This window comes from Inquilinus sp. CA228 (genome assembly GCF_052078665.1).
Lineage (GTDB): Bacteria > Pseudomonadota > Alphaproteobacteria > DSM-16000 > Inquilinaceae > Inquilinus.
Map to the genome: position 1 here is coordinate 66365 of NZ_JBQJIK010000024.1, position 20335 is coordinate 86699.

At 71.8% G+C, this 20335-nt stretch carries 22 protein-coding genes and 2 riboswitches; of the genes, 15 read left to right on the forward strand and 7 right to left on the reverse strand.

The genetic code is table 11. From position 1 onward, the window contains the following. Positions 1 to 21 precede the first annotated feature (21 nt). Positions 22 to 120: riboswitch (TPP riboswitch) on the forward strand. The 6 genes from thiO to ACTOWL_RS14125 all read left to right on the forward strand — a co-directional run bounded on the left by thiO (position 111) and on the right by ACTOWL_RS14125 (position 6424). Then, positions 111 to 1313 carry a glycine oxidase ThiO gene (gene thiO / locus ACTOWL_RS14100; protein ID WP_441321869.1) on the forward strand — a complete coding sequence of 401 codons (1203 nt, stop codon included), beginning with the start codon at positions 111 to 113 and terminating at the stop codon, positions 1311 to 1313. (Overlaps the previous riboswitch by 10 nt.) Then, positions 1310 to 1528, forward strand: coding sequence for a sulfur carrier protein ThiS (thiS, locus tag ACTOWL_RS14105; protein WP_441321870.1), 219 nt, complete (start codon positions 1310 to 1312; stop codon positions 1526 to 1528). The genes thiO and thiS overlap by 4 nt, the downstream gene beginning before the upstream one ends. A gap of 28 nt (positions 1529 to 1556) precedes the next feature. After that, a complete protein-coding gene (locus ACTOWL_RS14110; protein WP_441321871.1) occupies positions 1557 to 2327 on the forward strand; it encodes a thiazole synthase in 771 nt (256 codons plus the stop codon). 7 nt (positions 2328 to 2334) lie between these two features. Further along, positions 2335 to 2961: a thiamine phosphate synthase gene (locus ACTOWL_RS14115; RefSeq protein WP_441321872.1), complete on the forward strand. Its 627-nt coding sequence runs from the start codon at positions 2335 to 2337 to the stop codon at positions 2959 to 2961. Positions 2962 to 3023: 62 nt separating this feature from the next. Continuing rightward, the gene (locus ACTOWL_RS14120; protein ID WP_441321873.1) at positions 3024 to 4166 is read left to right on the forward strand and encodes a hypothetical protein; all 1143 of its coding nucleotides are present in this window, start codon (positions 3024 to 3026) and stop codon (positions 4164 to 4166) included. A gap of 203 nt (positions 4167 to 4369) precedes the next feature. Beyond that, positions 4370 to 6424 (forward strand): calcium-binding protein, encoded by a 2055-nt coding sequence (locus tag ACTOWL_RS14125; RefSeq protein WP_441321874.1) that lies wholly within the window; start codon positions 4370 to 4372, stop codon positions 6422 to 6424. Positions 6425 to 6449: 25 nt separating this feature from the next. On the opposite strand, the gene dapF is transcribed toward ACTOWL_RS14125, so the two are convergent. Continuing rightward, positions 6450 to 7289, reverse strand: a complete 840-nt coding sequence (gene dapF, locus ACTOWL_RS14130) for a diaminopimelate epimerase (protein ID WP_441321875.1) — start codon at positions 7287 to 7289, stop codon at positions 6450 to 6452. Between the two features lie 96 nt (positions 7290 to 7385). After that, positions 7386 to 7580: riboswitch (cobalamin riboswitch) on the forward strand. A 91-nt stretch (positions 7581 to 7671) separates the two neighbouring features. On the opposite strand from dapF, the gene ACTOWL_RS14135 reads away from it, so the two are divergent. From ACTOWL_RS14135 to rplS, 7 genes are all read left to right on the forward strand, one after another. Next, a complete protein-coding gene (locus ACTOWL_RS14135; RefSeq protein WP_441321876.1) occupies positions 7672 to 8253 on the forward strand; it encodes a GNAT family N-acetyltransferase in 582 nt (193 codons plus the stop codon). Positions 8254 to 8412: 159 nt separating this feature from the next. Continuing rightward, complete coding sequence (ffh, locus tag ACTOWL_RS14140) at positions 8413 to 9810, forward strand: signal recognition particle protein (RefSeq protein ID WP_441321877.1); 1398 nt, start codon at positions 8413 to 8415, stop codon at positions 9808 to 9810. Positions 9811 to 9823: 13 nt separating this feature from the next. Beyond that, positions 9824 to 10219, forward strand: a complete 396-nt coding sequence (locus ACTOWL_RS14145; protein WP_441321878.1) for a VOC family protein — start codon at positions 9824 to 9826, stop codon at positions 10217 to 10219. Between the two features lie 40 nt (positions 10220 to 10259). Next, complete coding sequence (gene rpsP, locus ACTOWL_RS14150; protein WP_441321879.1) at positions 10260 to 10628, forward strand: 30S ribosomal protein S16; 369 nt, start codon at positions 10260 to 10262, stop codon at positions 10626 to 10628. Positions 10629 to 10685: 57 nt separating this feature from the next. Further along, positions 10686 to 11234 carry a ribosome maturation factor RimM gene (rimM, locus tag ACTOWL_RS14155; protein ID WP_441321880.1) on the forward strand — a complete coding sequence of 183 codons (549 nt, stop codon included), beginning with the start codon at positions 10686 to 10688 and terminating at the stop codon, positions 11232 to 11234. 1 nt (position 11235) lies between these two features. After that, positions 11236 to 12048, forward strand: coding sequence for a tRNA (guanosine(37)-N1)-methyltransferase TrmD (trmD, locus tag ACTOWL_RS14160; protein ID WP_441321881.1), 813 nt, complete (start codon positions 11236 to 11238; stop codon positions 12046 to 12048). Continuing rightward, positions 12045 to 12449, forward strand: coding sequence for a 50S ribosomal protein L19 (gene rplS, locus ACTOWL_RS14165; protein WP_441321882.1), 405 nt, complete (start codon positions 12045 to 12047; stop codon positions 12447 to 12449). Before trmD ends, rplS begins: the two co-directional genes overlap by 4 nt. 63 nt (positions 12450 to 12512) lie before the next feature. On the opposite strand, the gene ACTOWL_RS14170 is transcribed toward rplS, so the two are convergent. Beyond that, positions 12513 to 13574, reverse strand: coding sequence for a serine hydrolase domain-containing protein (locus tag ACTOWL_RS14170; protein ID WP_441321883.1), 1062 nt, complete (start codon positions 13572 to 13574; stop codon positions 12513 to 12515). Between the two features lie 113 nt (positions 13575 to 13687). On the opposite strand from ACTOWL_RS14170, the gene ACTOWL_RS14175 reads away from it, so the two are divergent. After that, positions 13688 to 14176: a DUF3280 domain-containing protein gene (locus ACTOWL_RS14175; RefSeq protein WP_441321884.1), complete on the forward strand. Its 489-nt coding sequence runs from the start codon at positions 13688 to 13690 to the stop codon at positions 14174 to 14176. A 56-nt stretch (positions 14177 to 14232) separates the two neighbouring features. Here ACTOWL_RS14175 and ACTOWL_RS14180 read toward each other — a convergent pair whose 3' ends face one another. The 4 genes from ACTOWL_RS14180 to ACTOWL_RS14195 form a co-directional block, all read right to left on the reverse strand. Continuing rightward, positions 14233 to 15345 (reverse strand): branched-chain amino acid ABC transporter substrate-binding protein, encoded by a 1113-nt coding sequence (locus tag ACTOWL_RS14180; protein WP_441321885.1) that lies wholly within the window; start codon positions 15343 to 15345, stop codon positions 14233 to 14235. Positions 15346 to 15542: 197 nt separating this feature from the next. Beyond that, complete coding sequence (locus ACTOWL_RS14185) at positions 15543 to 16565, reverse strand: SIS domain-containing protein (protein ID WP_441321886.1); 1023 nt, start codon at positions 16563 to 16565, stop codon at positions 15543 to 15545. Further along, positions 16546 to 17649 (reverse strand): N-acetylglucosamine-6-phosphate deacetylase, encoded by a 1104-nt coding sequence (nagA, locus tag ACTOWL_RS14190; RefSeq protein ID WP_441321887.1) that lies wholly within the window; start codon positions 17647 to 17649, stop codon positions 16546 to 16548. Before nagA ends, ACTOWL_RS14185 begins: the two co-directional genes overlap by 20 nt. Continuing rightward, positions 17646 to 18539, reverse strand: a complete 894-nt coding sequence (locus ACTOWL_RS14195) for a BadF/BadG/BcrA/BcrD ATPase family protein (RefSeq protein ID WP_441321888.1) — start codon at positions 18537 to 18539, stop codon at positions 17646 to 17648. Before ACTOWL_RS14195 ends, nagA begins: the two co-directional genes overlap by 4 nt. 173 nt (positions 18540 to 18712) lie before the next feature. Between ACTOWL_RS14195 and ACTOWL_RS14200 the strand changes: the two genes are divergently transcribed. After that, a complete protein-coding gene (locus tag ACTOWL_RS14200) occupies positions 18713 to 19567 on the forward strand; it encodes a MurR/RpiR family transcriptional regulator (RefSeq protein WP_441321889.1) in 855 nt (284 codons plus the stop codon). Positions 19568 to 19572: 5 nt separating this feature from the next. Here ACTOWL_RS14200 and ACTOWL_RS14205 read toward each other — a convergent pair whose 3' ends face one another. Continuing rightward, positions 19573 to 20298, reverse strand: a complete 726-nt coding sequence (locus ACTOWL_RS14205) for a class I SAM-dependent methyltransferase (RefSeq protein ID WP_441321890.1) — start codon at positions 20296 to 20298, stop codon at positions 19573 to 19575. Positions 20299 to 20335: the final 37 nt, after the last annotated feature.

Consider the following 20335-nt stretch of genomic DNA (forward strand, 5'->3'; position numbering starts at 1 on the left):
CCGCCTCCGGGACTGAAATGGCGGCATCGGCTGGGGTGCCCACCGTTACGGCGGGCTGAGATCATACCCATCGAACCTGACCTGGATCATGCCAGCGGAGGGAGCCTGAGATGACCGGCGTTCCGATTCCGTCTTTTTTGCAGGCCGACTCCGTCGGCCCGATGCCCCTGCGCGGGGCCCGACCTCGCGTCGCCATCATCGGCGCCGGGGTCAACGGCCTGGCCATCGGCTGGCGCCTGGCCCGCGCCGGCTGCCCCGTCGACGTCTACGACCGCGGCCCGGTCGGGCGCGAGGCCAGCTGGGCCGCCGCCGGCATGCTCGCCGCCGGGCTTGAGGCCGAGCCGGGGGAGGAGGCGCTGTTCGGCCTGTGCCGCCACGCCCAGGACCTCTGGCCCGGCTTCGCCCGTGAGGTCGAGGCGGCGTCCGACCTGCCGATCGGCTATCGCGACGAGGGCACGCTGGCCGTGGCCCTGACCCGCGACGACGCGGCGGAGCTGCGCTTCTCCGCCGACTATCAGGCCAAGCTCGGCGTCGATCTGCGCTGGCTGACCGGCGCCGAGCTGCTGAAGCGCGAGCCGATGCTGCGGCCGGGCCTCGCCGCCGCCGTGCACAGCCCGGCCGACCACCAGGTCGACAATCGCTGGCTGGTGCCGGCCCTGGTGGAGGCGCTGCGCCGGGCTGGCGGCGGGCTGCACGACCACGCGGAAGTCGAGGCCGTGGTCACCGATCGCGGCCGGGCCAGCGGCGTGGTGGTCGCGGGCGAGGCGCGGCCGGCCGATGTCGTGGTGCTGGCCGCCGGCGCCTGGTCGGGCGGCATCGCCGGCATCCCGCGCGAGGCGCTGCCGCCGGTGCGGCCGGTGAAGGGCCAGATGCTGGCGCTGCAGATGGACCCGGCGGCGCCGCTGCTGCGCCACGTGCTGTGGGTCGGCAAGGCCTATCTGGTGCCGCGGCTCGACGGCAGGCTGATCATCGGCGCCACGGTGGAGGAGCGCGGCTTCGACACCACCGTCACCGCCGGCGGCATGCTGTCGCTGCTCGACGCCGCCTGGCGCGCTTTGCCGGGGATCGAGGATCTGCCGGTGATCGAAAGCTGGGCCGGGCTGCGCCCCGGCAGCCGCGACGACGCGCCGGTGCTCGGCCCCTCGGCGATCGAGGGGCTGGTCCTCGCCACCGGCCACCACCGCAACGGCATCCTGCTGCTGCCGGCGACGGTCGAGGCGGTGGCCGGCACCATCCTCGACGGCAAGCTGCCGGAGGCGGCGGAGCCGTTCCGCATCGACCGCTTCACCCGGATCGCGGAGGCGGCGCAATGAGCGTGCCAGGGACCGTGAATGTGAACGGAGAAACCGAAGCCGTGGCGCTCGGGGTCAGCGTGCTCGACCTGCTGCTGGCCAAGGGCATCGACCCGGCGGCGCGCGGCACCGCCGTGGCGCTCAACGACGCCGTGCTGCCGCGCGCCCGCTGGCCTGAGCATCGCCTCGCGGCCGGCGACCGGGTCGAGATCGTCCGCCCGTTTCAAGGTGGTTAGGGCCAGGGCGGCTGAGGAGAGAATGGAAATGCAGGACCCCTTCATCATCGCCGGCGTGGCGCTGCGATCGCGCCTGTTCATCGGCTCCGCCGGCTATGCCAACCGGCAGCTGATGCTGGACTCGATCGAGGCCTCGGGGGCCGAGGTCGTCACCGCCTCGATCCGCCGGATCAGCCTGGAAGGCTATGCCGAAAGCCTGGTCGACCTGGTCGGTGACCGCTGGCGACTGCTGCCCAACACCGCCGGCTGCATGACCAGGCGGGACGCCATCCTGACGGCGCAGCTGGCGCGCGAGGCGCTGGGCACCACTTGGCTGAAGCTGGAGTTGATCGGCGACCGCGAGACCCAATACCCGGACGTCGCCCAGCTGGTCGAGGCGGCCGCGGAGCTGGTGCGCGACGGCTTTGTGGTGCTGCCCTACTGCAACGACGACCTCGTCACCTGCATGCGCCTGGCCGATGCCGGCTGCGCCGCGGTGATGCCGCTGGGCTCGCCGATCGGCTCCGGCCTCGGCATCTCCAACCCGCATGCGATCGAGATGATCTGCAGCCGCATCCAGGTGCCGGTGGTGCTGGACGCCGGCATCGGCACCGCCTCGGACGCGGCGCTGGCGATGGAGCTCGGCTGCTCCGCCGTGCTGCTGTCGACCGCCGTGGCCAAGGCGCGCGACCCGGTGCGCATGGCCCGGGCCATGGCCGCGGGAGTCGAGGGCGGGCGCCTGGCCTCCCGCGCCGGCCGGATCCCGAAGCGCCGCCTCGCCGACCCCTCCAGCCCGCAGCTCGGCCTGATCGGGACGTGATGGGCCCATGACCGGGCTGCCGTCGCCGCCGCTGCTGCTGATCACCGATCGGCGCCAGGCGCCGCGGCCGCTGGAAGGCGTGGTGGCGGACGCGCTGGCCGCCGGCTGCCGCTGGGTCAGCCTGCGCGAGAAGGACCTGCCGGCGGCGGAGCGGCTCGCTTTGCTGCGCCGGCTGCGTGCGCTGGCCCGGCCGGTCGGGGCGGTCGTCACCGTCCATGCGGATCCGGAGGCAGCGGCCGAGGCCGACGGGCTGCATCTCGCCGCCGGCGGCGACCCGGAAGCGGCGCGGCAACGACTCGGGCCCGCGGCCCTGATCGGCGTGTCCTGCCATGCCGGGGAGGAGGTCGACGCGGCCATCGCCGCCGGGGCCGACTACGTCACCCTCGGCCCCCTGGCGCCGACCGCCAGCAAGCCGGGCTATGCGCCGACCCTGTCCGCGGCCGAGGCCGGCGCCGTCGCCCGCCGCCATCCCGGCCGGGTGATCGCGCTGGGTGGGGTCGAAGCCGCCTTTGTGCCGGATCTGATCGCCTCCGGCTTTGCCGGGGTCGCGGTGATGGGCGGGGTGATGCGGGTCGCCGCTCCGGGGGCCGTGATCCGCGAATACCTCGCGGCGCTCGGCGCCGGTCCGGCCTGACCGCCTGCCGCTAGTGCCGTACGGCGTGCTATAGGTCGGGGCCGGATGGGAACCCCGCCTCCATGAAGCTGCGGCCGCTGCGCGTCCTGGAATTCGTCCTGATCACGGTCCCGGGGCTGATCGGTCTGGTCTTCGCCCTGCGCGCTGCCGGCCCGCTGATCGACCTCGTCCAGGCCGAGCTGAGCCGGACGCCGGAGGCGCAGGAGGTCGAGGCCACGCTGACTGCCTGGACCCGCGTCGGGACCTCGCCGGAGCAGATCGACGCGGAGCTCGGCAAGGCCTTCGCCGAGGACGACATCGACTCGGTCGCGGTCTGGCTGAAGGTGGCCGAAATGACGGGCTATCCCGTCAGGCCGGAATGGCGGGCGCGGTACGCGGACGAGACCTCGACGGCGAGCAGCATGACCCGATCCGCCCGGCAGGCGGTCGCGGGCGCCGTGACCGGAGCGGGCCATGGCCTCTCCGGCCTGGCCGGCGCCTTCGCCGCCGACATGACCTTCGTCGGCGACCTGCGCGACATCGGCCGCGAGCTCTGGCATTTCGGCAACAGCGAGCCGGTGGACGAGCTGGCGCTGGGCCTGTCGGGCATCGGGCTCACTTTGACCGCGGCGACCTGGGGCTCCGGCGGGGTCGCGGCCCTGCCGCGCGGCGCGGTGTCGGCCTTCAAGATCGCCCGGCGGACCGGCCGGCTGTCGGCGCGCTTCGCCGAGCGCCTCGGCCGGATGGTCGCCGATGTGGTCGATTTCCCGGCCCTGCGCCGCCAGGTGCGGGAGGCCGGGTGGCGGGACACGGTGATGCGGCCCGGCGCAGTCTTCGCCGCCGCGGTCCGCCGCGACCGCCTGGATGGGCTGGACGAGGCCGTCGGCGCCGCCGGCCGGGTGGCCGACCGGGTCGGCCCGGCGCAGTCGGTCGAGCTGCTGCGCTATGTCGACGACGTGCCGGACCTGCGGCGCGTTGACGAGGTGTCGGCGGTGATGGGCGACCGCACCCTGGCCGTGTTCAAAGTGCTGAAGCGCGGCGCGTTGACCACGGTGAAGGCGACGGTCCGCTGGTCGCGGCGGCTCGCCGACCTGACCGCCACCGTGCTGTTCGGCGCGATCAGCCTGCTCTTCGCCCTGGTGTACTGGCTGCGGCTGCTGCTGCTCGGCCTGATCTACGGCCTGTGGTGGGGATGCCGGGCCTGCCTCGCTGTCCGGATTTCCTAGGATGGGGATCTCGACAGAGGACCGCAGGCGGATATAATTTATCCTTTATTGTTCTATGAGATCGTGCTTGGCATTCGTCTCCACGCCTCGGACCGGGCCGGTGTCTCGGTCTGTTCATCGCACCTTTTCGACATGCAGGATTCGGGAGGACAGAAATTATGGCGATTGCGACGCCGCGCTTCGGCACTGCCGGAAATGATACGATGACCGGGGACGTCTTCGTGCCCCAGCCGTCCGGGGATCCGATCTACGACCCGAATTACTGGCAGGACGAGCTGCACGGCCTGGGCGGCGACGACACGCTGTCGGGGCTGGGGAATGGCGACTGGCTTTACGGCGACGCCGGAAGTGACGTGCTGCAGGGAGGCGACGGCAACGACGCCCTCACCGGCGGTACCGGCCCGGACCAACTGGATGGCGGCGCCGGCCGCGATACCGCCAGCTATGCGGATAGCGGGGCGGGCGTTTCCGTCGACCTGTCGCAGGGGACGGGCTCGGGCGGCACCGCCGAAGGCGACGCCCTGGTCTCGATCGAAGGCGTCACCGGCAGCGCGTTCGCGGATCACCTGACCGGCAATGGCGCCAGCGAACTCCACGGCGGCGCCGGCGACGACGTCCTGGTTGGGGCCGGCCCATGGGACGGCAACGACGGCTACCTGTATGGCGAGGCCGGCGACGACGTGTTCATGGCGTCCGCCCGCGGCGACCGCCTGTTCGGCGGCGACGGCTTCGACACCGTCAGCTATGCCCTCGCGGCGACAGGCGTCGCGTTCGGCTACTTCGGCATTGCCGACAACGCACCGCATTACTTTGTCGCGGGTGTCGCCCCTGAGCCGTCGCTCCCCAGCGATTCCCTGTACTCGATCGAGAAGATCATCGGCAGCCAGTTCGCGGACCGGCTGGGATACGCAGACATCTTGGTGGGAGGTGCCGGAGATGATGTCTTTATCTCCGGAGCGAGCTTATGGGATGGCGGTGAGGGCAACGATACGATCAGCTATGAGCAAAACCCTGGGAGTGTGAACCTCGATCTGGCTCAGGGCGAAGCGGATGGGTTCATCATTTCGGTCGAGAATGTCATCGGCAACTCAAGCAACGACGTCCTGACCGGGAACAGCGTCGCGAACTCGCTCCAAGGCGCGTTCGGCAACGACGTGCTTCGGGGCGGAGCGGGAGCCGATCTGCTCAACGGCGGCGCCGGTTCCGATTCGGCGAGCTACGCGAACAGCAGCGCCGGCGTCACCGTCAGCCTGGTGACGGGCAGCGGATCCGGCGGCGACGCGGCCGGCGACGTGCTGGTGTCGATCGAAAGCCTGACCGGCAGTGCGTTCGACGACACCCTGACCGGGGATGGCGGCGGAAATGTGCTGAACGGCGGCGCGGGCAACGACATCCTCCGCGGCGGGGCCGGCCCCGACTGGCTGGACGGCAGCTCCGGCAACGATCTGGTCAGCTACTGGGACAGCTCGGTTGGGGTGACGGCCAATCTGGCGACCGGCCAGGGGTCCGGCGGCGACGCCCAGGGCGATGTCTATCTCGGGATCGAGATGCTGAACGGCAGCCAGGGCAACGACGCCCTCACGGGCAATACCGGAGCCAATGGCCTGTTCGGCTGGGGCGGCGACGATATCCTGCGCGGAGGGGCCGGCGCCGACCGGCTGGACGGCGGTGCCGGCACGGACCTCGTCAGCTATTGGGACAGCTCCGTCGGCGTGACCGTGAACCTGCTGACCGGTTTCGGCAGCGGCGGCGACGCGCAGGGCGACGGCTACACATCGGTCGAGAACGTCAATGGCAGCCAGGGCGGCGACACGCTGATCGGCAACGCGGTCGCCAATGTGCTGAACGGCTATGCCGGCGCCGATTCGCTCAATGGCGGCGGCGGCCAGGACGTGCTCGATGGCGGCGCCGGAAAAGATACCCTGACCGGCGGCGCCGATGCGGACCGCTTCGTCTTCAGCGCGGTCGGGGACAGCGTGGTCGGCGCTGGCGCCGACCGGATCGCCGACTTCGTCCGGGCCCAGGGCGACAAGATCGATCTGTCGGCGATCGACGCCGTCACCGGCGTCGCCGGCAACCAGTCCTTCACCTTCATCGGCTCCGGGCTGTTCACGCACCATGCCGGCGAGTTGCGCGCCGCCAACACCAGCCCTGGCGTCACCACCATCGCCGGCGACGTCAACGGCGACGGCGTCTCCGACTTCCACATCGTGCTCACCGGCAACTTCGCCCTCGTCGCCGGCGACTTCGTGCTCTGACCCGCGCGGACGGCTGGCCGCGGGGTCAGCCGTCCAGCAGGCCGCGCGACAGGATGCCGGCGAAGCTGGTCTCGGCCGGGCCGGTCATCAGCACATGGCCGTCGCTCTCGCGCCATTCGATCAGGAGGGTGCCGCCGTCGAGGTCGACCCAGGCGGTGCGCTCGGCCAGGCCTCGGCGCACGGCGGCCACGGCGGCGGCGCAGGCGCCGCTGCCGCAGGCCTGGGTGACGCCGACGCCGCGCTCCCACACCCGATAGCGCAGCCGGTCGCGGGCCAGCATCTGGACCACGCCGATATTGGCGCGCTCGGGGAACAGCGGGTCGTGCTCCAGCACCGGGCCGACGCCGTCGATCTGCACCTTCTCGGCGTCCGGCACGAAGAACACGGCGTGCGGGTTGCCCATCGACACGCCGACCGCGTCCGACAGCGCGCCGGACGACACCGGCAGGTGCAGCGTGTCGGCCTCATGCGCCAGCGGGATGTCCTGCCAGCCCAGCCGGGCCGGGCCCATGTCGACGGTGACGCCGCCCTGGGGGGCGTTGCGGCATTCCAGCAGGCCGCTGCGGGTCTCGACCACGGCCCGGTCGGCGCCGCTGTCGGCCATCACCAGCGCGGCGACGCAGCGCGTGCCGTTGCCGCAGGCGCCCGATTCGGTGCCGTCGGCATTGAGGATGCGCATGAACACGTCGGCGCCTGCGGTCTGCGCCGGCTCGATCACCAGCAGCTGGTCGAAGCCGACGCCGCGGTGCCGGTCGGCGATGCGCCGCGCCTGGTCGGGATGGATCGGGATCGGCCGCTCGCGCGCGTCCAGCACCACGAAGTCGTTGCCCAGCCCGTGCATCTTCCAGAACGGCAGCCCGTCCATCGCCCGCTCCCAAGTCTCTCCCGCTCTCATATGGCATCAACCGGCCTCGGTGCGCGAGGGCGGAGCCCTGCGTGATCGACAGGGCGAGGGCCGGCGGCTAGCATGACGGCCGACGGTGCCCCGGGAGACCGGGGTGAAAAGGGAAGCCGGTGAGCCTATTCGGGCAAGGCCGGCGCTGCCCCCGCAACTGTAAGCGGCGAGCCCGCGCCCGAAGCCACCGGCTGATCCCGGGAAGGGGGCGTGCGGCGGCGACCCGCGAGCCAGGAGACCTGCCGTCGGATGAGTGCGTGTGACGGGGCGGGGTGTCCCCGGGCGGCGCGTCGGACGGCAGCCTGTCCGGCCGGCCCCTCCCGGACCCCTGCCGAAGGCGGGAGATGCTGTGGTGTCCGATCTGACCGTGCGGCCGCTGGTGGCCGCGGATGTGCCGATGCTGCTCGACATGCTGCGCGAGCTCGCGGCAATCGCCGGCGAGCAAGCGGCGATGACGGCGCAGCGCGCCGATCTCGACGAGGCGCTGGCCGAGGTGCCGCCGCGCTTCCGCGGCCTGCTCGCCGAGGATGGCAGCGGCGTGGTCGGCTATGTCAGCTACACCATCGACTATTCGATCTGGACCGGCGGCGACTTCATCCGGGTCGACGACGTCTATGTCCGCGACCGGGCGCGCGGCCGCGGCATCGGCCGGCAGCTGATGCGGTCGCTGGCCGATATCGGCGTGTCCCAGGCGATGCGGGTGCGCTGGGAGATGGCGTCGGACAATGCCGATGCCCGCCGGCTCTATGCCGGCATCGGCGCGGCGCCGGAGGACAAGACCATCTGGCGCTGGCCGGTCGCGGCCATGGAGGCCTTTCTCGACCGCAGTGAGCCGCCGCCGTCGACCGCCGAGGGCGCCGTCCCCTCCGAAGCCGGCCGCGGCCTGCCGGGCGAGGACGGCTTCATCCTGGTGCTGCGTCGGGAGAAGGACTGACCGTTCGGCCGGGCCGCGGTTGACTCCGCGGCCCCATCCGCCTAAAAGACCGACCGTTGCGGGATCGGCCCGCAGCGAGACCCCAAGGGGTGCCGCCAGTTCGCGAGTGTCGCGCACTGGCGCTTTTCCGTTTGGGGTTGCGGAATTCGAAGGGCGATCATGTTCGAAGGTCTGAGCGGCCGTCTCGGCGACATCTTCGACCGGCTTCGCAAGCGCGGCGCGCTGACGGAGGCCGATGTCGGCGCCGTCATGCGCGAGGTGCGCGTGGCGCTGCTCGAGGCCGATGTCGCCCTGCCGGTGGTCAAGGACTTCGTCGACAAGGCGCGCGAGCGGGCGGTCGGGGCGGAGGTGCTGCGCTCGGTCACCCCCGGCCAGCAGGTCATCAAGATCGTCCATGACTGCCTGATCGAGATGCTGGGCGGCACGCCCGGCGAGGCGCCGGACCTCAACGCCGCGACCCCGATCAACCTGATCGCCGTGCCGCCGGTGCCGGTGCTGATGGTCGGCCTGCAGGGCTCGGGCAAGACCACCACCACCGGCAAGCTCGCCCTGCGCCTGAAGGATCGCGACAACCGCAAGGTCCTGATGGCGTCGCTCGACACGCGGCGCCCGGCGGCGCAGGAGCAGCTGAAGATCCTGGGCGAGCAGATCGGCGTCACCACCCTGCCGATCATTGCTGGGCAGGAGCCGCTGGCCATCGCCCGCCGCGCCATGGAGCGCGGCCGGCTCGAGGGCTTCGACGTCGTCCTGCTCGACACCGCTGGCCGCCTCGCCATCGACGAGGAGCTGATGGCCGAGGTGGTGGCGATCCGCGACGCCACCAAGCCGACCGAGACCCTGCTGGTGGCCGACGCCATGACCGGCCAGGACGCGGTCAACGTCGCCCGCACCTTCCATGAGCGGGTCGGCATCACCGGCATCGTCCTGACCCGGGTCGACGGCGACAGCCGCGGCGGCGCCGCCCTGTCGATGCGCGCCGTCACCGGCCAGCCGATCAAGCTGATCGGCGTGGGCGAGAAGATGGACGCGCTGGAGCTGTTCCATCCCGACCGTATCGCCAACCGCATCCTTGGCATGGGCGACGTCGTCAGCCTGGTCGAGAAGGCGGCGCAGACGATCGAGAAGGAGGATGCCGAGAAGCTCGCGGCCAAGATCCAGAAGGGCGAGTTCGACCTCGAGGACCTCGCCTCCCAGCTGCGCCAGATGCGCAAGATGGGCGGGCTGCAGGGGCTGATGGGCATGCTGCCCGGCGTCGGCAAGATCAAGGACCAGATGAAGACTGCCGGCATGGACGACAAGATGATCAAGCGGCAGGAGGCGATCATCTCCTCGATGACGCCGGTCGAGCGCCGCAACCCGAAGATCATCCACGCCAAGCGCAAGGTGCGGATCGCCGCCGGCTCCGGCACATCGGTGCAGGACGTCAACAAGCTGCTGAAGCAGCATCAGCAGATGGCCGACATGATGAAGCGGATGAAGAAGCTGGGGAAGGCCGGGATGATGCGCGGCATGCCCAAGCTGCCGCCCGGCATGCTGCCGCCCGGCTTCAAGATGTGAGGAGGGGATCGTCATGACCATGATGCTCGACCACGTCTCCATCGGCGTCGCCGACCTGGGCGCCAGCCGTGCCTTCTACGACGCGGCGCTGGCGCCGCTCGGCTACGGCCGCATTCTCGATTTCGACGACGCCACCGGCTATGGCGAGCCGATGCCGGCGCGGACCGGCCATTTCTGGATCGGCAAGGCCGAGGCCGGCAAGCTGGCGCCGATGCCCGGCCTGCACATCGCCTTCGGCGCGCCGGACCGGGCCTCGGTCGACGCCTTCCATGCCGCGGCCCTGGCCGCCGGCGGCCGCGACAACGGCGCGCCGGGCCCGCGGCCGCACTACCACCCGAACTACTATGGCGCCTTCGTGATCGACCCCGACGGGCACCACGTCGAAGCCGTCTGTCACGACCCCGCCTGAGTTTCCCCAACAGCAAGCTTGACCTGAGGAGAGTACCGTAATGTCCGTCAAGATCCGCCTGACCCGTGGCGGCGCCAAGAAGCGCCCGTTCTACTCGATCGTGATCGCCGACACGCGCAGCCCGCGCGACGGCCGCTTCGTCGAGAAGGTCGGCACCTACAACCCGATGCTGGCGAAGGATCATCCGGAGCGCCTGGTGCTGAAGGCCGACCGGATCAAGCATTGGCTGTCGGTCGGCGCCCAGCCGACCGATCGCGTCGCCAAGTTCCTCGGCCAGGCCGAGCTGGCGCCGATGCCGGTGTATCGCGAGAGCCCGTCGAAGTCGGCGCCGAAGGCGAAGGCCCAGGAGCGCGCCAAGGCTGCGGCCGAGGCCGCCGCCAAGGCCGCCGAGGCTCCGGCCGAGGCCTGATCCGTACGGGCGCCCTTGCCCCGCGCGGGGTGAAGGGTGCCGGCCGGATTCTCCGCCATGACTTCATCCTCCAAGGTCTGCGTCGGCCAGATCACCGGGGCGCACGGCGTCCGCGGCCTGGTGAAGGTCAAGCCCGTCACCGCCGCCCCGGAGGACCTGACCGCCTACGGCCCGGTCTCTGACGAGGCCGGGGCGCGGCGCCTCGCCCTGCAACTGCTGTCCTGGGCCAAGGACCACTGGATCGTGCGGGTCGAGGGCGTCGCCGACCGCGACGCGGCCGACGCCCTGCGCGGCCTGCGGCTCTATGTCGACCGCGCCGCCCTGCCGGAGCCCGAGGAGGACGAGTTCTACCACGCCGACCTGGTCGGCCTGGCGGCGGTGCTGGCGGACGGGACCGTCTTCGGCACGGTCCGCGCCGTGTTCGATTTCGGCGCCGGCGAGATGCTGGAGATCGCGCGGGTCGAGGGCAGCGCCGTGATGCTGCCCTTCACCCGGGCCGCGGTGCCGGTGGTCGACATCGCCGGCCGCCGCATCGTGATCGACCCGCCGGCCGGGCTCCTGGAGCCGGCGGAACAGCCGCCGGAAGAGGGCGAGGACGAGGCCTGAAATGCCTTGGACCGCCCGCATCCTGACGCTGTTTCCGGAGATGTTTCCGGGCCCGCTCGGCCAGTCCCTGGCCGGCAGGGCGCTGGCACGCGGCGACTGGATGCTGGAATCGGTGGACATTCGCGGCTTTGCGCGCGATAAGCACCGCTCGGTCGACGACGCCCCCTTCGGGGGCGGCGCCGGCATGGTCATGCTTCCCCAGGTCTTGGACGACGCCGTGCAGGCGGTCCGCCGCCCGGGGGAGCGGCTGATCTATCTGAGCCCCCGCGGCCGGCTGCTCGATCAGGCGCTGGTGCGGAACCTGGCGGCGGAACAGGCGATCGTCCTGCTCTGCGGCCGGTACGAAGGGGTCGACCAGCGGCTTCTCGACGCCCAGGGGGCGGAGGAGGTCAGCCTGGGCGATTTCATCCTGTCCGGCGGCGAGATCGCCGCGCTGGCCCTGATCGATGCCGTGGTGCGCTTGCTCCCCGGCGTCATGGGCAACGCGGAGAGCGCCGGGGAGGAGAGTTTCGGGGCCGAGTTCGGGGCGGGTCTCCTGGAGTACCCGCACTACACCCGGCCGGCCCTGTGGACAGGCGCCGACGGCGCACCGCGCGCGGTGCCGGAGATCCTGGTCTCCGGCGACCACGCCAAGGTGCGGCGCTGGCGGCTGGAACAGGCGGAAAGCATCACCCGGGAGCGACGCCCGGACCTCTGGCAGCGATACCTCGCCGTGAACCCCGAAAGGGCCGAAGGCGGCGGGAGCCACGTCCGAAAGCGCCCGGGCCGAGACCGACGTAGAGACACCAAGGAACAAGAAGGACGAGAGCCATGAACATCATTCAGACGATCGAGCAGGAGCAGATCGACAAGCTGACCGCCGACCGCAAGATCCCGGACTTCCAGCCCGGCGACACGGTCAAGGTGAACGTCAAGGTCATCGAAGGCACGCGCGAGCGTGTGCAGGCCTATGAAGGCGTCTGCATCGGCCGCAAGAACGCCGGCCTGAACAGCCACTTCACCGTCCGCAAGATCAGCTATGGCGAGGGCGTCGAGCGCGTCTTCCCGCTGTACAGCCCGCGCATCGACTCGATCGAGGTCGTCCGCCGCGGCGCCGTCCGCCGCGCCAAGCTGTATTACCTGCGCGACCGCCGCGGCAAGGCCGCGCGCATCACCGAGCGCCGGGACAACAAGCCTCAGGACAGCAAGCCCCAGGTCAGCAAGGACCAGGGCTGACCTTCTTCGGGATGGGCTGGATCGAGGGCCGGCGCAGCGCGCCGGCCCTTTTGTTTTGCGCCGTCAGCCGGCCGAGCGCTGTGCCGCCGCCGGAACGATGCCGTCGGCCAGCAGGCCGTGCAGCTGCTCGAGATAGCCGTCGCGGGACCGCGCCGTCGGGTCCGAGGTCATGACCACGGTCAGGCCGAGATCGGGCACGACATAGACCATCTGCCCGCCGAAGCCCCAGGCGTAATAGACCGGGTGGCCCTGCGCCTCGGTGATGAACCAGCCATAGCCATAGGCGTGGCCGGTGAAGGGCGACCGGGTGCGCGGCGTCCATGATGCCTCGACCCAGCCCTCGGGCAGCACCCGCTTTCCGTCGATCACCCCGCCCTGGCGGTACAGCTCGCCGAAGCGCAGCAGGGCGCGGGGCGACAGCACCATGTCGTTGCCGCCGACATAGATGCCCTGCGGGTCGCGCGGCCAGTCCGGGATGGTGATGCCCAGCGGCCGGCCCAGCCAGTCGCGCATCAGCGCCAGCGTGCTGCGGCCGGTCAGCCGGGTCAAAGCGGCCGACAGCAGATGGCTGTCGCCGGTCGAATACAGCATCCGCCCGCCGGGCCGGTCGATGAAGGGCCGGGACAGGATGTAGCGCACCCAGTCCGGGCTGCTGGTCCAGCGCCCGTAATTCGGGCCCGAGGTGCGGTCGAGCCCGGCCCGCATCGACAGCAGATGGTCGATGGTGACCTGGGCCAGCAGCGGGTCCGCGTCCGCCGGCAGCTCGTCGGCCAGGATCGGGGCGACCGGCTGGTCGAGCCCGGTGAAGACCCGGCGTTCGAGGGCGATGCCGACCAGCGCCGACAGGATCGATTTCGACGCCGACTTGATGTTCACCGGCCGGTCCAGCCCCGGGCCGCGGAAGGCGCGCTCCGCCACCGGCACGCCGTCCTGGGCGATGATCAGCGCCCGCAGCCGCGGCAGCGCCGCCGCCCGCTGCAGCACCGCCTCCAGCCGGGCCGGGTCGAACCGGGATTCCGGCGCTGTGGCCACCAGAGGAGTGGCGACCTGGGCGGCAGAGGGCATCGCCGCCAGCACGAGGCCGGACGTGATCAGGGGCAGCAGCCGGGTCCGGAGCCGTCGCATCCCGCCCATGTGGCGCCAGGCGCAGCGAAGCGCAAGAGGTTGTCCGTAAGTCGCGTTTCCGCCGCCGGTCTCCCGGCCTAGGCTCGGAGGATTCGCAGCAATGGAGGCCGGTGATGCCGTGGCGCTGGCTGATCCCGATCCTGGTCCTGGTCGCCGGTCCCGCCGCCGCCCAGACGCAGGTACCGACTGCGGTGTTCCCGTTCGAGCTGGCCGACACCAGCGGCGAGGTCGCCTCGCCCGGCCACGACGAGCGCATCGCCCTGGCCACCGAACAGCTGGCCCGCAAGCTGGAGGGATCCGGCCGCTACCGGCCGGTCGACCTGGCCCCGCTGGCGGCGAAGGTCGCGGCGACGGCGCCGCGCTACAGCTGCGGCGGCTGCTGGCTGGACGTCGCCCGGGAGAGCGGCGCGGAGCTGGCGGTGCTGCCCGCCGTCCACAAGATCTCGACCCTGATCTCGACCATGGACATCTGGATCGCCGACCTGCGCACCGGCCAGTACGTCGCCCATGTCCAGGGCCAGATCCGCGGCGACACCGACGCGGCCTGGCTGCGCGGCGTCGACTTCCTGGTCGACGACCGGCTGCTGCGGCAGACGCCATGAAAAAAGGGCCGGCGCTGGGCCGGCCCCTTCACGTCCTGCCGAAGAGCTCGATGCGGTTACTTCACCGGCTCGATGGCGGTGCCGACGCGCTTGAACAGGGCGTAGCCGGACTTGGTGCGGTCGCCCTTGGCGTCATAGGCGATGTCGCCGATCACGGTCTTGTAGTCGCTGCCGTCACGCAGCGCCGCCGCGACCTTCGCCGGATCGTTCGAGCCGGCCTTCTTCGCCGCCTCGGCCCAGACCTGGACCGCGGCATAGGCGTAGAGGGTGTAGCCGGCCGGGTCGATGCTCTTGGCCTTCAGCGCCGCGACCACGTCCTTCGCCGCCGGGTTGGTCTCGGGCGGGTTGTCGACGGTCAGCAGCACGCCCTCGCCGGCCGGGCCGACGATCGACCAGAAATCCTGGGCATAGAGGCCGTCGCCGGAGATGAACTGCGCCTGCAGCCCCTGGTCGCGCATCTGGCGCAGCAACAGCCCGGCCTCGTTGTACAGGCCGCCGTAATAGACCACGTCGATGTTCTGGGACTTCAGCTTCGAGATCGTGGCCGAGTAGTCCAGCTCGCCCGGCGTGATCGTCTCATAGGCCGTTTCCTTCACCCCGGCGGCGTTGAGCGCCGCCTTGGTGGCGTCGGCCAGGCCCTTGCCATAGGTGGTCGAATCCTGGACGAAGGCGATCTTCTTGTCCTTGAACTGCGCGGCGATATAGGCGCCGGCGACATTGCCCTGCTGGTCGTCGCGGACCACCGTGCGGAACACGGTCTTGTAGCCCTTCTCGGTCAGGTCCACCGCGGTGGCCGAGGGGGTGATCATGATGATCCCCTCCTCGTCATAGATCGGCGCGGCGGCGACGGTGGCGCCCGACAGGGTGTGGCCGACGACCACGGCGACCTTCTTGTTGACCATGTCGTTGGCGACCTGCACGGCCTGGCGCGGGTCGCCGGCATCGTCGCCGAACTCCACCACGATCTTTTCGCCATTGACCCCGCCGGCGGCGTTGATCGCCTCGACCGCCGCCTCGACGCCGCGCCGCTCCTGCAGCCCGTAGGGCGCGTTGCCGCCGCTCAGCACGAAAGCGGCCCCGATGGTGACGTCGGCCCAGGCGGCCGATCCGCCGAAGACGGTGGCCAGGGCCAGGGCCGAGGCCAGCGTCCTGCTGCGGAATCTGCTCATGCGAATCTCCCCTCTTCACTCCGGCGGGCCGGATGCCCGCACTTTGGGCAAGAGGGTAGAGCGATTGCAGGCCCGGCGTGAATTCGTTTGTTGCGGAACCGGCGTTTCGGCCCGTCCCGGTTTCGTTTCGATCGGCCGGCCAGGCCGTTCCATCAGGAAAATATCCCGGCCGGCGCGTTCGGTCGGACTGTGCCGAATCAGACCGTCTCGGTCACCTTGCTCAGGTTGCGCGGCGCGTCGGGCGACAGGCCGCGGGCCTCGGACAGGGCGGCGACGAAGGGGTAGAAGGCGCCGATCGCCAGGATCGGGTCCAGCGCCGGGTGCAGCGGCGGCGGCAGCGGCAGCGTCGCGCCCTCGACCCCCGGCGCGCCGGCCAGCAGCACATCGGCGCCCAGGCCGCGGAACTCCGCCGCCATCTTCAGCACGCTGTCCCGCCCGCCGTCGTTCGGCGCATAGGCCAGCACCGGGTATCCGGCTTCGACCAGCGCCTTCGGCCCGTGCATGATCTCGGCCGCGCTCATCGCCTCGGCCTGCAGGATGCAGGTCTCCTTGAACTTCAGCGCGCTCTCCTGGGCGATCGCCAGATTCAGGCCGCGGCCCGCCACCATCATCCGGTCGGCCTTCACCAGCGCCTCGACCGCCGGCGACCAGTCGCAGCGCGTCGCCGCCTCCAGCGCTTCCGGCAGCCGCTGCAGCGCCGCCGCCAGCTCGGCATCCTCGGCCCATTCGGCGACCAGCCGGGCGGCGACCACCAGGCTGGCGATATAGGATTTGGTCGCGGCCACGGCGCGCTCGCGCCCGGCATGCTGGTCCAGCACGATCTCCGCCGCCTGGGCGGCCGGGCTGTCGGTCGCGTTCAGGATGGCGACGGTCAGCGCCCCGCGCTCGCGGGCGCGGCGCACCGGCGTCACCAGGTCCGGGCTGCGGCCGGACTGCGACACGGCGATGGCCAGGCTGCCCTTCAGGTCGAGATCGGAATGGCCCAGCGTCTCCAGCGACGGCGGCAGCGAGGCGGTGACGACGCCCAGCCGGCTGCCCAGCAGATAGGCGGCATAGGTCGCGGCGTGGTCGGAGCTGCCGCGGGCGATGGTCACGGCGAAGCGCGGCCGGGCGGCGCGCAGCCGGGCCGCGAGGTCGCGGATGAGCTCCGCGTCGGCGGCCAGCAGGTCGGCGATGCGGGCGGGGGCCTCGCGCGCCTCCTCAAGCATGATCGAGGTCAATCGACTCTCCTTCGACATGGACGCTGGTGACCCGCAGGCCGGCGTCGAGAACGACGATGTCCGCCCAGGCGCCGGGCGCCAGGCGGCCGCGATCGGCCAGGCCGAGATAATCGGCGGCCAGGGTCGAGGTGCGGCGCGACGCCTCCTCCGGCGCCAGGCCGATGGCGACGAGGTTGGCGAAGGCCTGGTCCATGGTCAGGCAGCTGCCGGCCAGGGTGCCGTCGTCCAGCCGCACGCCGTTGCCGCATTTGCGCACCGTGTAGCGGCCCAGCCTGTAGTCGCCATCGGGCATGCCGGAGGCGGCGGTGGCGTCGGTGACGGCGTACAGCGACGGGATCGCCCGCAGCGCCGCCCGGATGGCGCCGGGATGGACATGCAACAGGTCGGGGATCAGCTCGGCATGCTCGGCATGGGCCAAGGCGGCGCCGACGATGCCGGGGGCGCGGTGGTGCAGCGCCGTCATGGCGTTGAACATGTGGGTGACGCCGTCGACCCCGCGCGAGAAGGCCTCGGCCGCGGTCTCGTAGTCGCAGGAGGAATGGCCCAGCTGCACCCGGATGTCGCGCGCCGCCAGGAAGGCCTGCAGGCTGCCGTCGGGGTCGGCCTCCGGCGCCCAGGTCACGACCCGGATGTCGGCGCGGTCGCAGAAATCGGCCATGCGCGCGAGATCGGCCGGGATGGCATAGGGCGGCTGGGCGCCCAGCCGATCCGGGCTGATGAACGGACCCTCCAGATGCACGCCCAGCACCCGGGCCTCGCCCGGGCGCCGTCCCGCGATCACCCGGCCGGCGCCATCCAGCGCCGTCTCGATCTCCTCGACCGGCGAGGTCATGGTGGTGGCCAGCAGCGACGTCGTGCCGTGCCGAACATGGGTACGGGCCAGGGTGCGGATCGAGGCCTCGCCCTCCATCGCGTCGGCGCCGCCGCCGCCATGGCAGTGCAGGTCGATGAAGCCGGGGACGATCATCGGGCCGTCATCCAGGCCTGCGACCGGCTCGACGCTGCGGATATGGCTGGCGAAGGCGATGCGCCCGGCGACCCAACCCCCGGGCGTCAGGATGCGGCCCTCGAGAGTCTTGGTCATGCGTCGCTCCAGGCTTCGCCGGGGGCCAGGGACCGGGCCAGCAGCACGGCGCCGTCGCGGGCGTCCCCCAGCGGGGGCCGCAGCCGGGCGGTGATGGTCGGGTCCATATAGGGCCGCAGCGGCGCCGCCAGGCTGCCGCCGGCGCAGAAGGGCAGAGTGCCGGCGGGGTCCAGGGCGCGGGCCAGCCGGTCGACCTCGCGCCCGGCCGCCTGCATCAGCCGCACCGCGGCGAGGTCGCCCTCGCCGGCCAGCCGGACCACGATCGGCGCCAGTGTGGCGTATTTGGTCGACGGCGCCTGGTAGGTCCAGGACAAGAGCTCCGGCCCGGTGGCGCCGCAGGTCTCGAACATCGCCCGGTGCAGGGCCGAGCCGCCGGGCGGGTCGATCGCGCGGCCGTCCAGCAGCTGCAGCGCCTCGCCCAGCGCCTTCAGGCCCAGCCAGGCGCCGCTGCCCTCGTCGCCGACCGGGAAGCCCCAGCCGCCGACCTGGCGGGTGGTGCCGTCGGCGGTGAGGGAGCCGCCGACCGTGCCGGTACCCAGCGCGATGGCGGCGCCGGGCTGGCCGCCATGGGCGCCCAGCGGGGTGGCATGGGCGTCGGAGCACAGGCGCAGGCAGGCGAAGCCGGGGGCCTTGGCGCGGAATTCGGCGCGCTTGTCCGGCCGGCCGGTGCCGGCTAGGCCGCAGGCCAGCACCGTGTCCGGATAGTCGGCCTCGACGATCCCGGCCGCACCAAGCGCGATCCAGATCTGGGCCCAGGCGCCGTCGACGCCGAGCGTCAGGCTGGACGGGCCGGCCGTGCCCTCGCCCAGCACGCTTCCGTCCGGATCGACGGCGCGGAGCCTGGTTCCGGTCGCGCCGCCATCGACGCCGATAAGGATGCGGATCGCCATGCCCTGGTCCTGGATGCTGTCGCGCGGGGACGCTAGCAAGCCGCGCCGTCAGCGTCATCGCGCCAGATGGTCTATACCACCCGGACGAGAGCCGGGCCACAGCGAATGCCGTTTCCCCGCGGCCGATTTCGAGATTATTGTTCCAAGAGTTGGAACGTTTGGAACGAACGCGGATGGCAGGGACGGAAGCGGCAACGGTCGAGCCGGCGCCGGACAGCTTCGAGGCGCTGCGCGGCGCCGTCGCCGCCCGCTACCCGGCGCTGAGCAAGCGGCTCAAGACCATCGCCGAATTCGCCCTGGCCCATCCCGACGTGATCGCGCTGGAGACGGTGGCGGTGATCGCCGCCAAGGCCGAGGTGCAGCCCTCGGCCCTGGTCCGCTTTGCCCAGGCGCTGGGCTTCGACGGCTTCTCCGAGATGCAGCGCCTGTTCCGGGCCCAGCTGGTCGAGCGGATGCCCAGTTACGAGGCGCGCATCCGCACGCTCGACGCCCGCTTCGGCGGGGCCGAGACCTCGTCCGGCCCGCTCAACGCCTTCATCGACATCTCGGTCGGCGCGCTGGAGCGGCTGCGCGGCGACGTCGACCCGGCGGTGTTCGCCCGCGCGGTCGACATCCTGGCGCGGGCCGACTGCATCCACCTGGCCGCCCAGCGCCGGTCCTTCCCGATCGCGGTCTATCTCTCCTACCTGCTGGCCCAGCTCGACCGGCCGGTGCATCTGCTCGACAATTTCGGCGGCATGCTGGCGGAGCAGTCGCGGGCGATCCGCCCGGGCGACGCGCTGTTCGTCGTCACCTTCCGCAGCTACGCCCCGGATGTGCAGGAGGTGGCGCGCCGGGCCCGCGCCGCCGGCGTGCCGATCGTCGCCATCACCGACAGCGACCTCAGCCCGGTCTACCCGATCGCCGATGCGTGCTTCGTGGTGCATGAGGGCGAGATCGACGCCTTCCGCTCGCTCTCGGCCACGCCCTGCCTGGCCCTGACCCTCGCCGTCGCGCTCGGCCGCCGGCACGAGGCGCAGGAGGGCTGACCCGGCTACGGCAGGCGGGCGCAGAGCAGCAGGGTGCCGGCGTCGGTGCAGCCGTGCAGCCGGCCATCGTCGAGGATGCGATCCAGCTCCGCGGCCAGGTCAGGCGCCGGGGCAACGGTTTCCAGGTGCCGCCGGGCCGTGGTTTCCAGCTCGGCCAGCGACCGCGGGCTCAGCTCCAGCCGGCAGGCATAATCGATATCGAGCGGGCCGCAGGCGAGCAGCGGATCGATCAGGTCGCGGGGGCTGGGGCAGGGGTTGTGCACCATGCCGAGCCGGCGGTCGATCCGCTTCCGCCAGTCGTCGAGGTCGCGCATCACCCGCTGCGACGGCAGCGCCTCGTCATACCAGCCGTCCAGGACCAGCACGGCGCGCCGCGCCACCCGGGCCGCCTCGCGCAGGGCCCGGGGCAGGTGCACGACGTGATGGGCGACATATTCGAGCGTGACGACGTCGAAGCTATGATCGGCGAAGGGCAGGGCCTCGGCCCGGCCGGGCTGGACCTCCAGCCCCGCCGCCCGCGCCCGCTCGGCGGCCGCGTCCTCCGGCTCGAGGCCGACGCCGCGGACCGCGCCGCCGGCGGTGATCGCCCGCAGCAGGGCGCCCTCGCCGCAGCCCACATCCAGCACCGAGGCCGGGTGAAGGCCGCGCAGCGCGGCCAGGAACTCCTGCTTGCCGTCCCCGGACAGGCGGGGCGCCGGCTCCGTCCGCGGCACCATCATGGTCGGCGTCATGCTGCCTCCATCCTTGCTGTGGCAAGGCTAGGCGGTC

Bases quoted from the DNA above. Each gene is read 5' to 3' on its own strand.
- ACTOWL_RS14125 (WP_441321874.1), top strand. From the start codon at position 4,370: ATGACCGGGGACGTCTTCGTGCCCCAGCCGTCCGGGGATCCGATCTAC.
- rimM (WP_441321880.1), top strand. From the start codon at position 10,686: ATGACTTCATCCTCCAAGGTCTGCGTCGGCCAGATCACCGGGGCGCAC.
- ACTOWL_RS14200 (WP_441321889.1), top strand. From the start codon at position 18,713: ATGGCAGGGACGGAAGCGGCAACGGTCGAGCCGGCGCCGGACAGCTTC.
- ACTOWL_RS14175 (WP_441321884.1), top strand. From the start codon at position 13,688: ATGCCGTGGCGCTGGCTGATCCCGATCCTGGTCCTGGTCGCCGGTCCC.
- ACTOWL_RS14110 (WP_441321871.1), top strand. From the start codon at position 1,557: ATGCAGGACCCCTTCATCATCGCCGGCGTGGCGCTGCGATCGCGCCTG.
- ACTOWL_RS14180 (WP_441321885.1), bottom strand. From the start codon at position 15,345: ATGAGCAGATTCCGCAGCAGGACGCTGGCCTCGGCCCTGGCCCTGGCC.
- ACTOWL_RS14120 (WP_441321873.1), top strand. From the start codon at position 3,024: ATGAAGCTGCGGCCGCTGCGCGTCCTGGAATTCGTCCTGATCACGGTC.
- ACTOWL_RS14115 (WP_441321872.1), top strand. From the start codon at position 2,335: ATGACCGGGCTGCCGTCGCCGCCGCTGCTGCTGATCACCGATCGGCGC.
- ACTOWL_RS14205 (WP_441321890.1), bottom strand. From the start codon at position 20,298: ATGACGCCGACCATGATGGTGCCGCGGACGGAGCCGGCGCCCCGCCTG.
- ACTOWL_RS14170 (WP_441321883.1), bottom strand. From the start codon at position 13,574: ATGCGACGGCTCCGGACCCGGCTGCTGCCCCTGATCACGTCCGGCCTC.
- rpsP (WP_441321879.1), top strand. From the start codon at position 10,260: ATGTCCGTCAAGATCCGCCTGACCCGTGGCGGCGCCAAGAAGCGCCCG.
- ACTOWL_RS14195 (WP_441321888.1), bottom strand. From the start codon at position 18,539: ATGGCGATCCGCATCCTTATCGGCGTCGATGGCGGCGCGACCGGAACC.
- nagA (WP_441321887.1), bottom strand. From the start codon at position 17,649: ATGACCAAGACTCTCGAGGGCCGCATCCTGACGCCCGGGGGTTGGGTC.
- thiS (WP_441321870.1), top strand. From the start codon at position 1,310: ATGAGCGTGCCAGGGACCGTGAATGTGAACGGAGAAACCGAAGCCGTG.
- dapF (WP_441321875.1), bottom strand. From the start codon at position 7,289: ATGGACGGGCTGCCGTTCTGGAAGATGCACGGGCTGGGCAACGACTTC.
- ACTOWL_RS14145 (WP_441321878.1), top strand. From the start codon at position 9,824: ATGACCATGATGCTCGACCACGTCTCCATCGGCGTCGCCGACCTGGGC.
- ffh (WP_441321877.1), top strand. From the start codon at position 8,413: ATGTTCGAAGGTCTGAGCGGCCGTCTCGGCGACATCTTCGACCGGCTT.
- trmD (WP_441321881.1), top strand. From the start codon at position 11,236: ATGCCTTGGACCGCCCGCATCCTGACGCTGTTTCCGGAGATGTTTCCG.
- thiO (WP_441321869.1), top strand. From the start codon at position 111: ATGACCGGCGTTCCGATTCCGTCTTTTTTGCAGGCCGACTCCGTCGGC.
- rplS (WP_441321882.1), top strand. From the start codon at position 12,045: ATGAACATCATTCAGACGATCGAGCAGGAGCAGATCGACAAGCTGACC.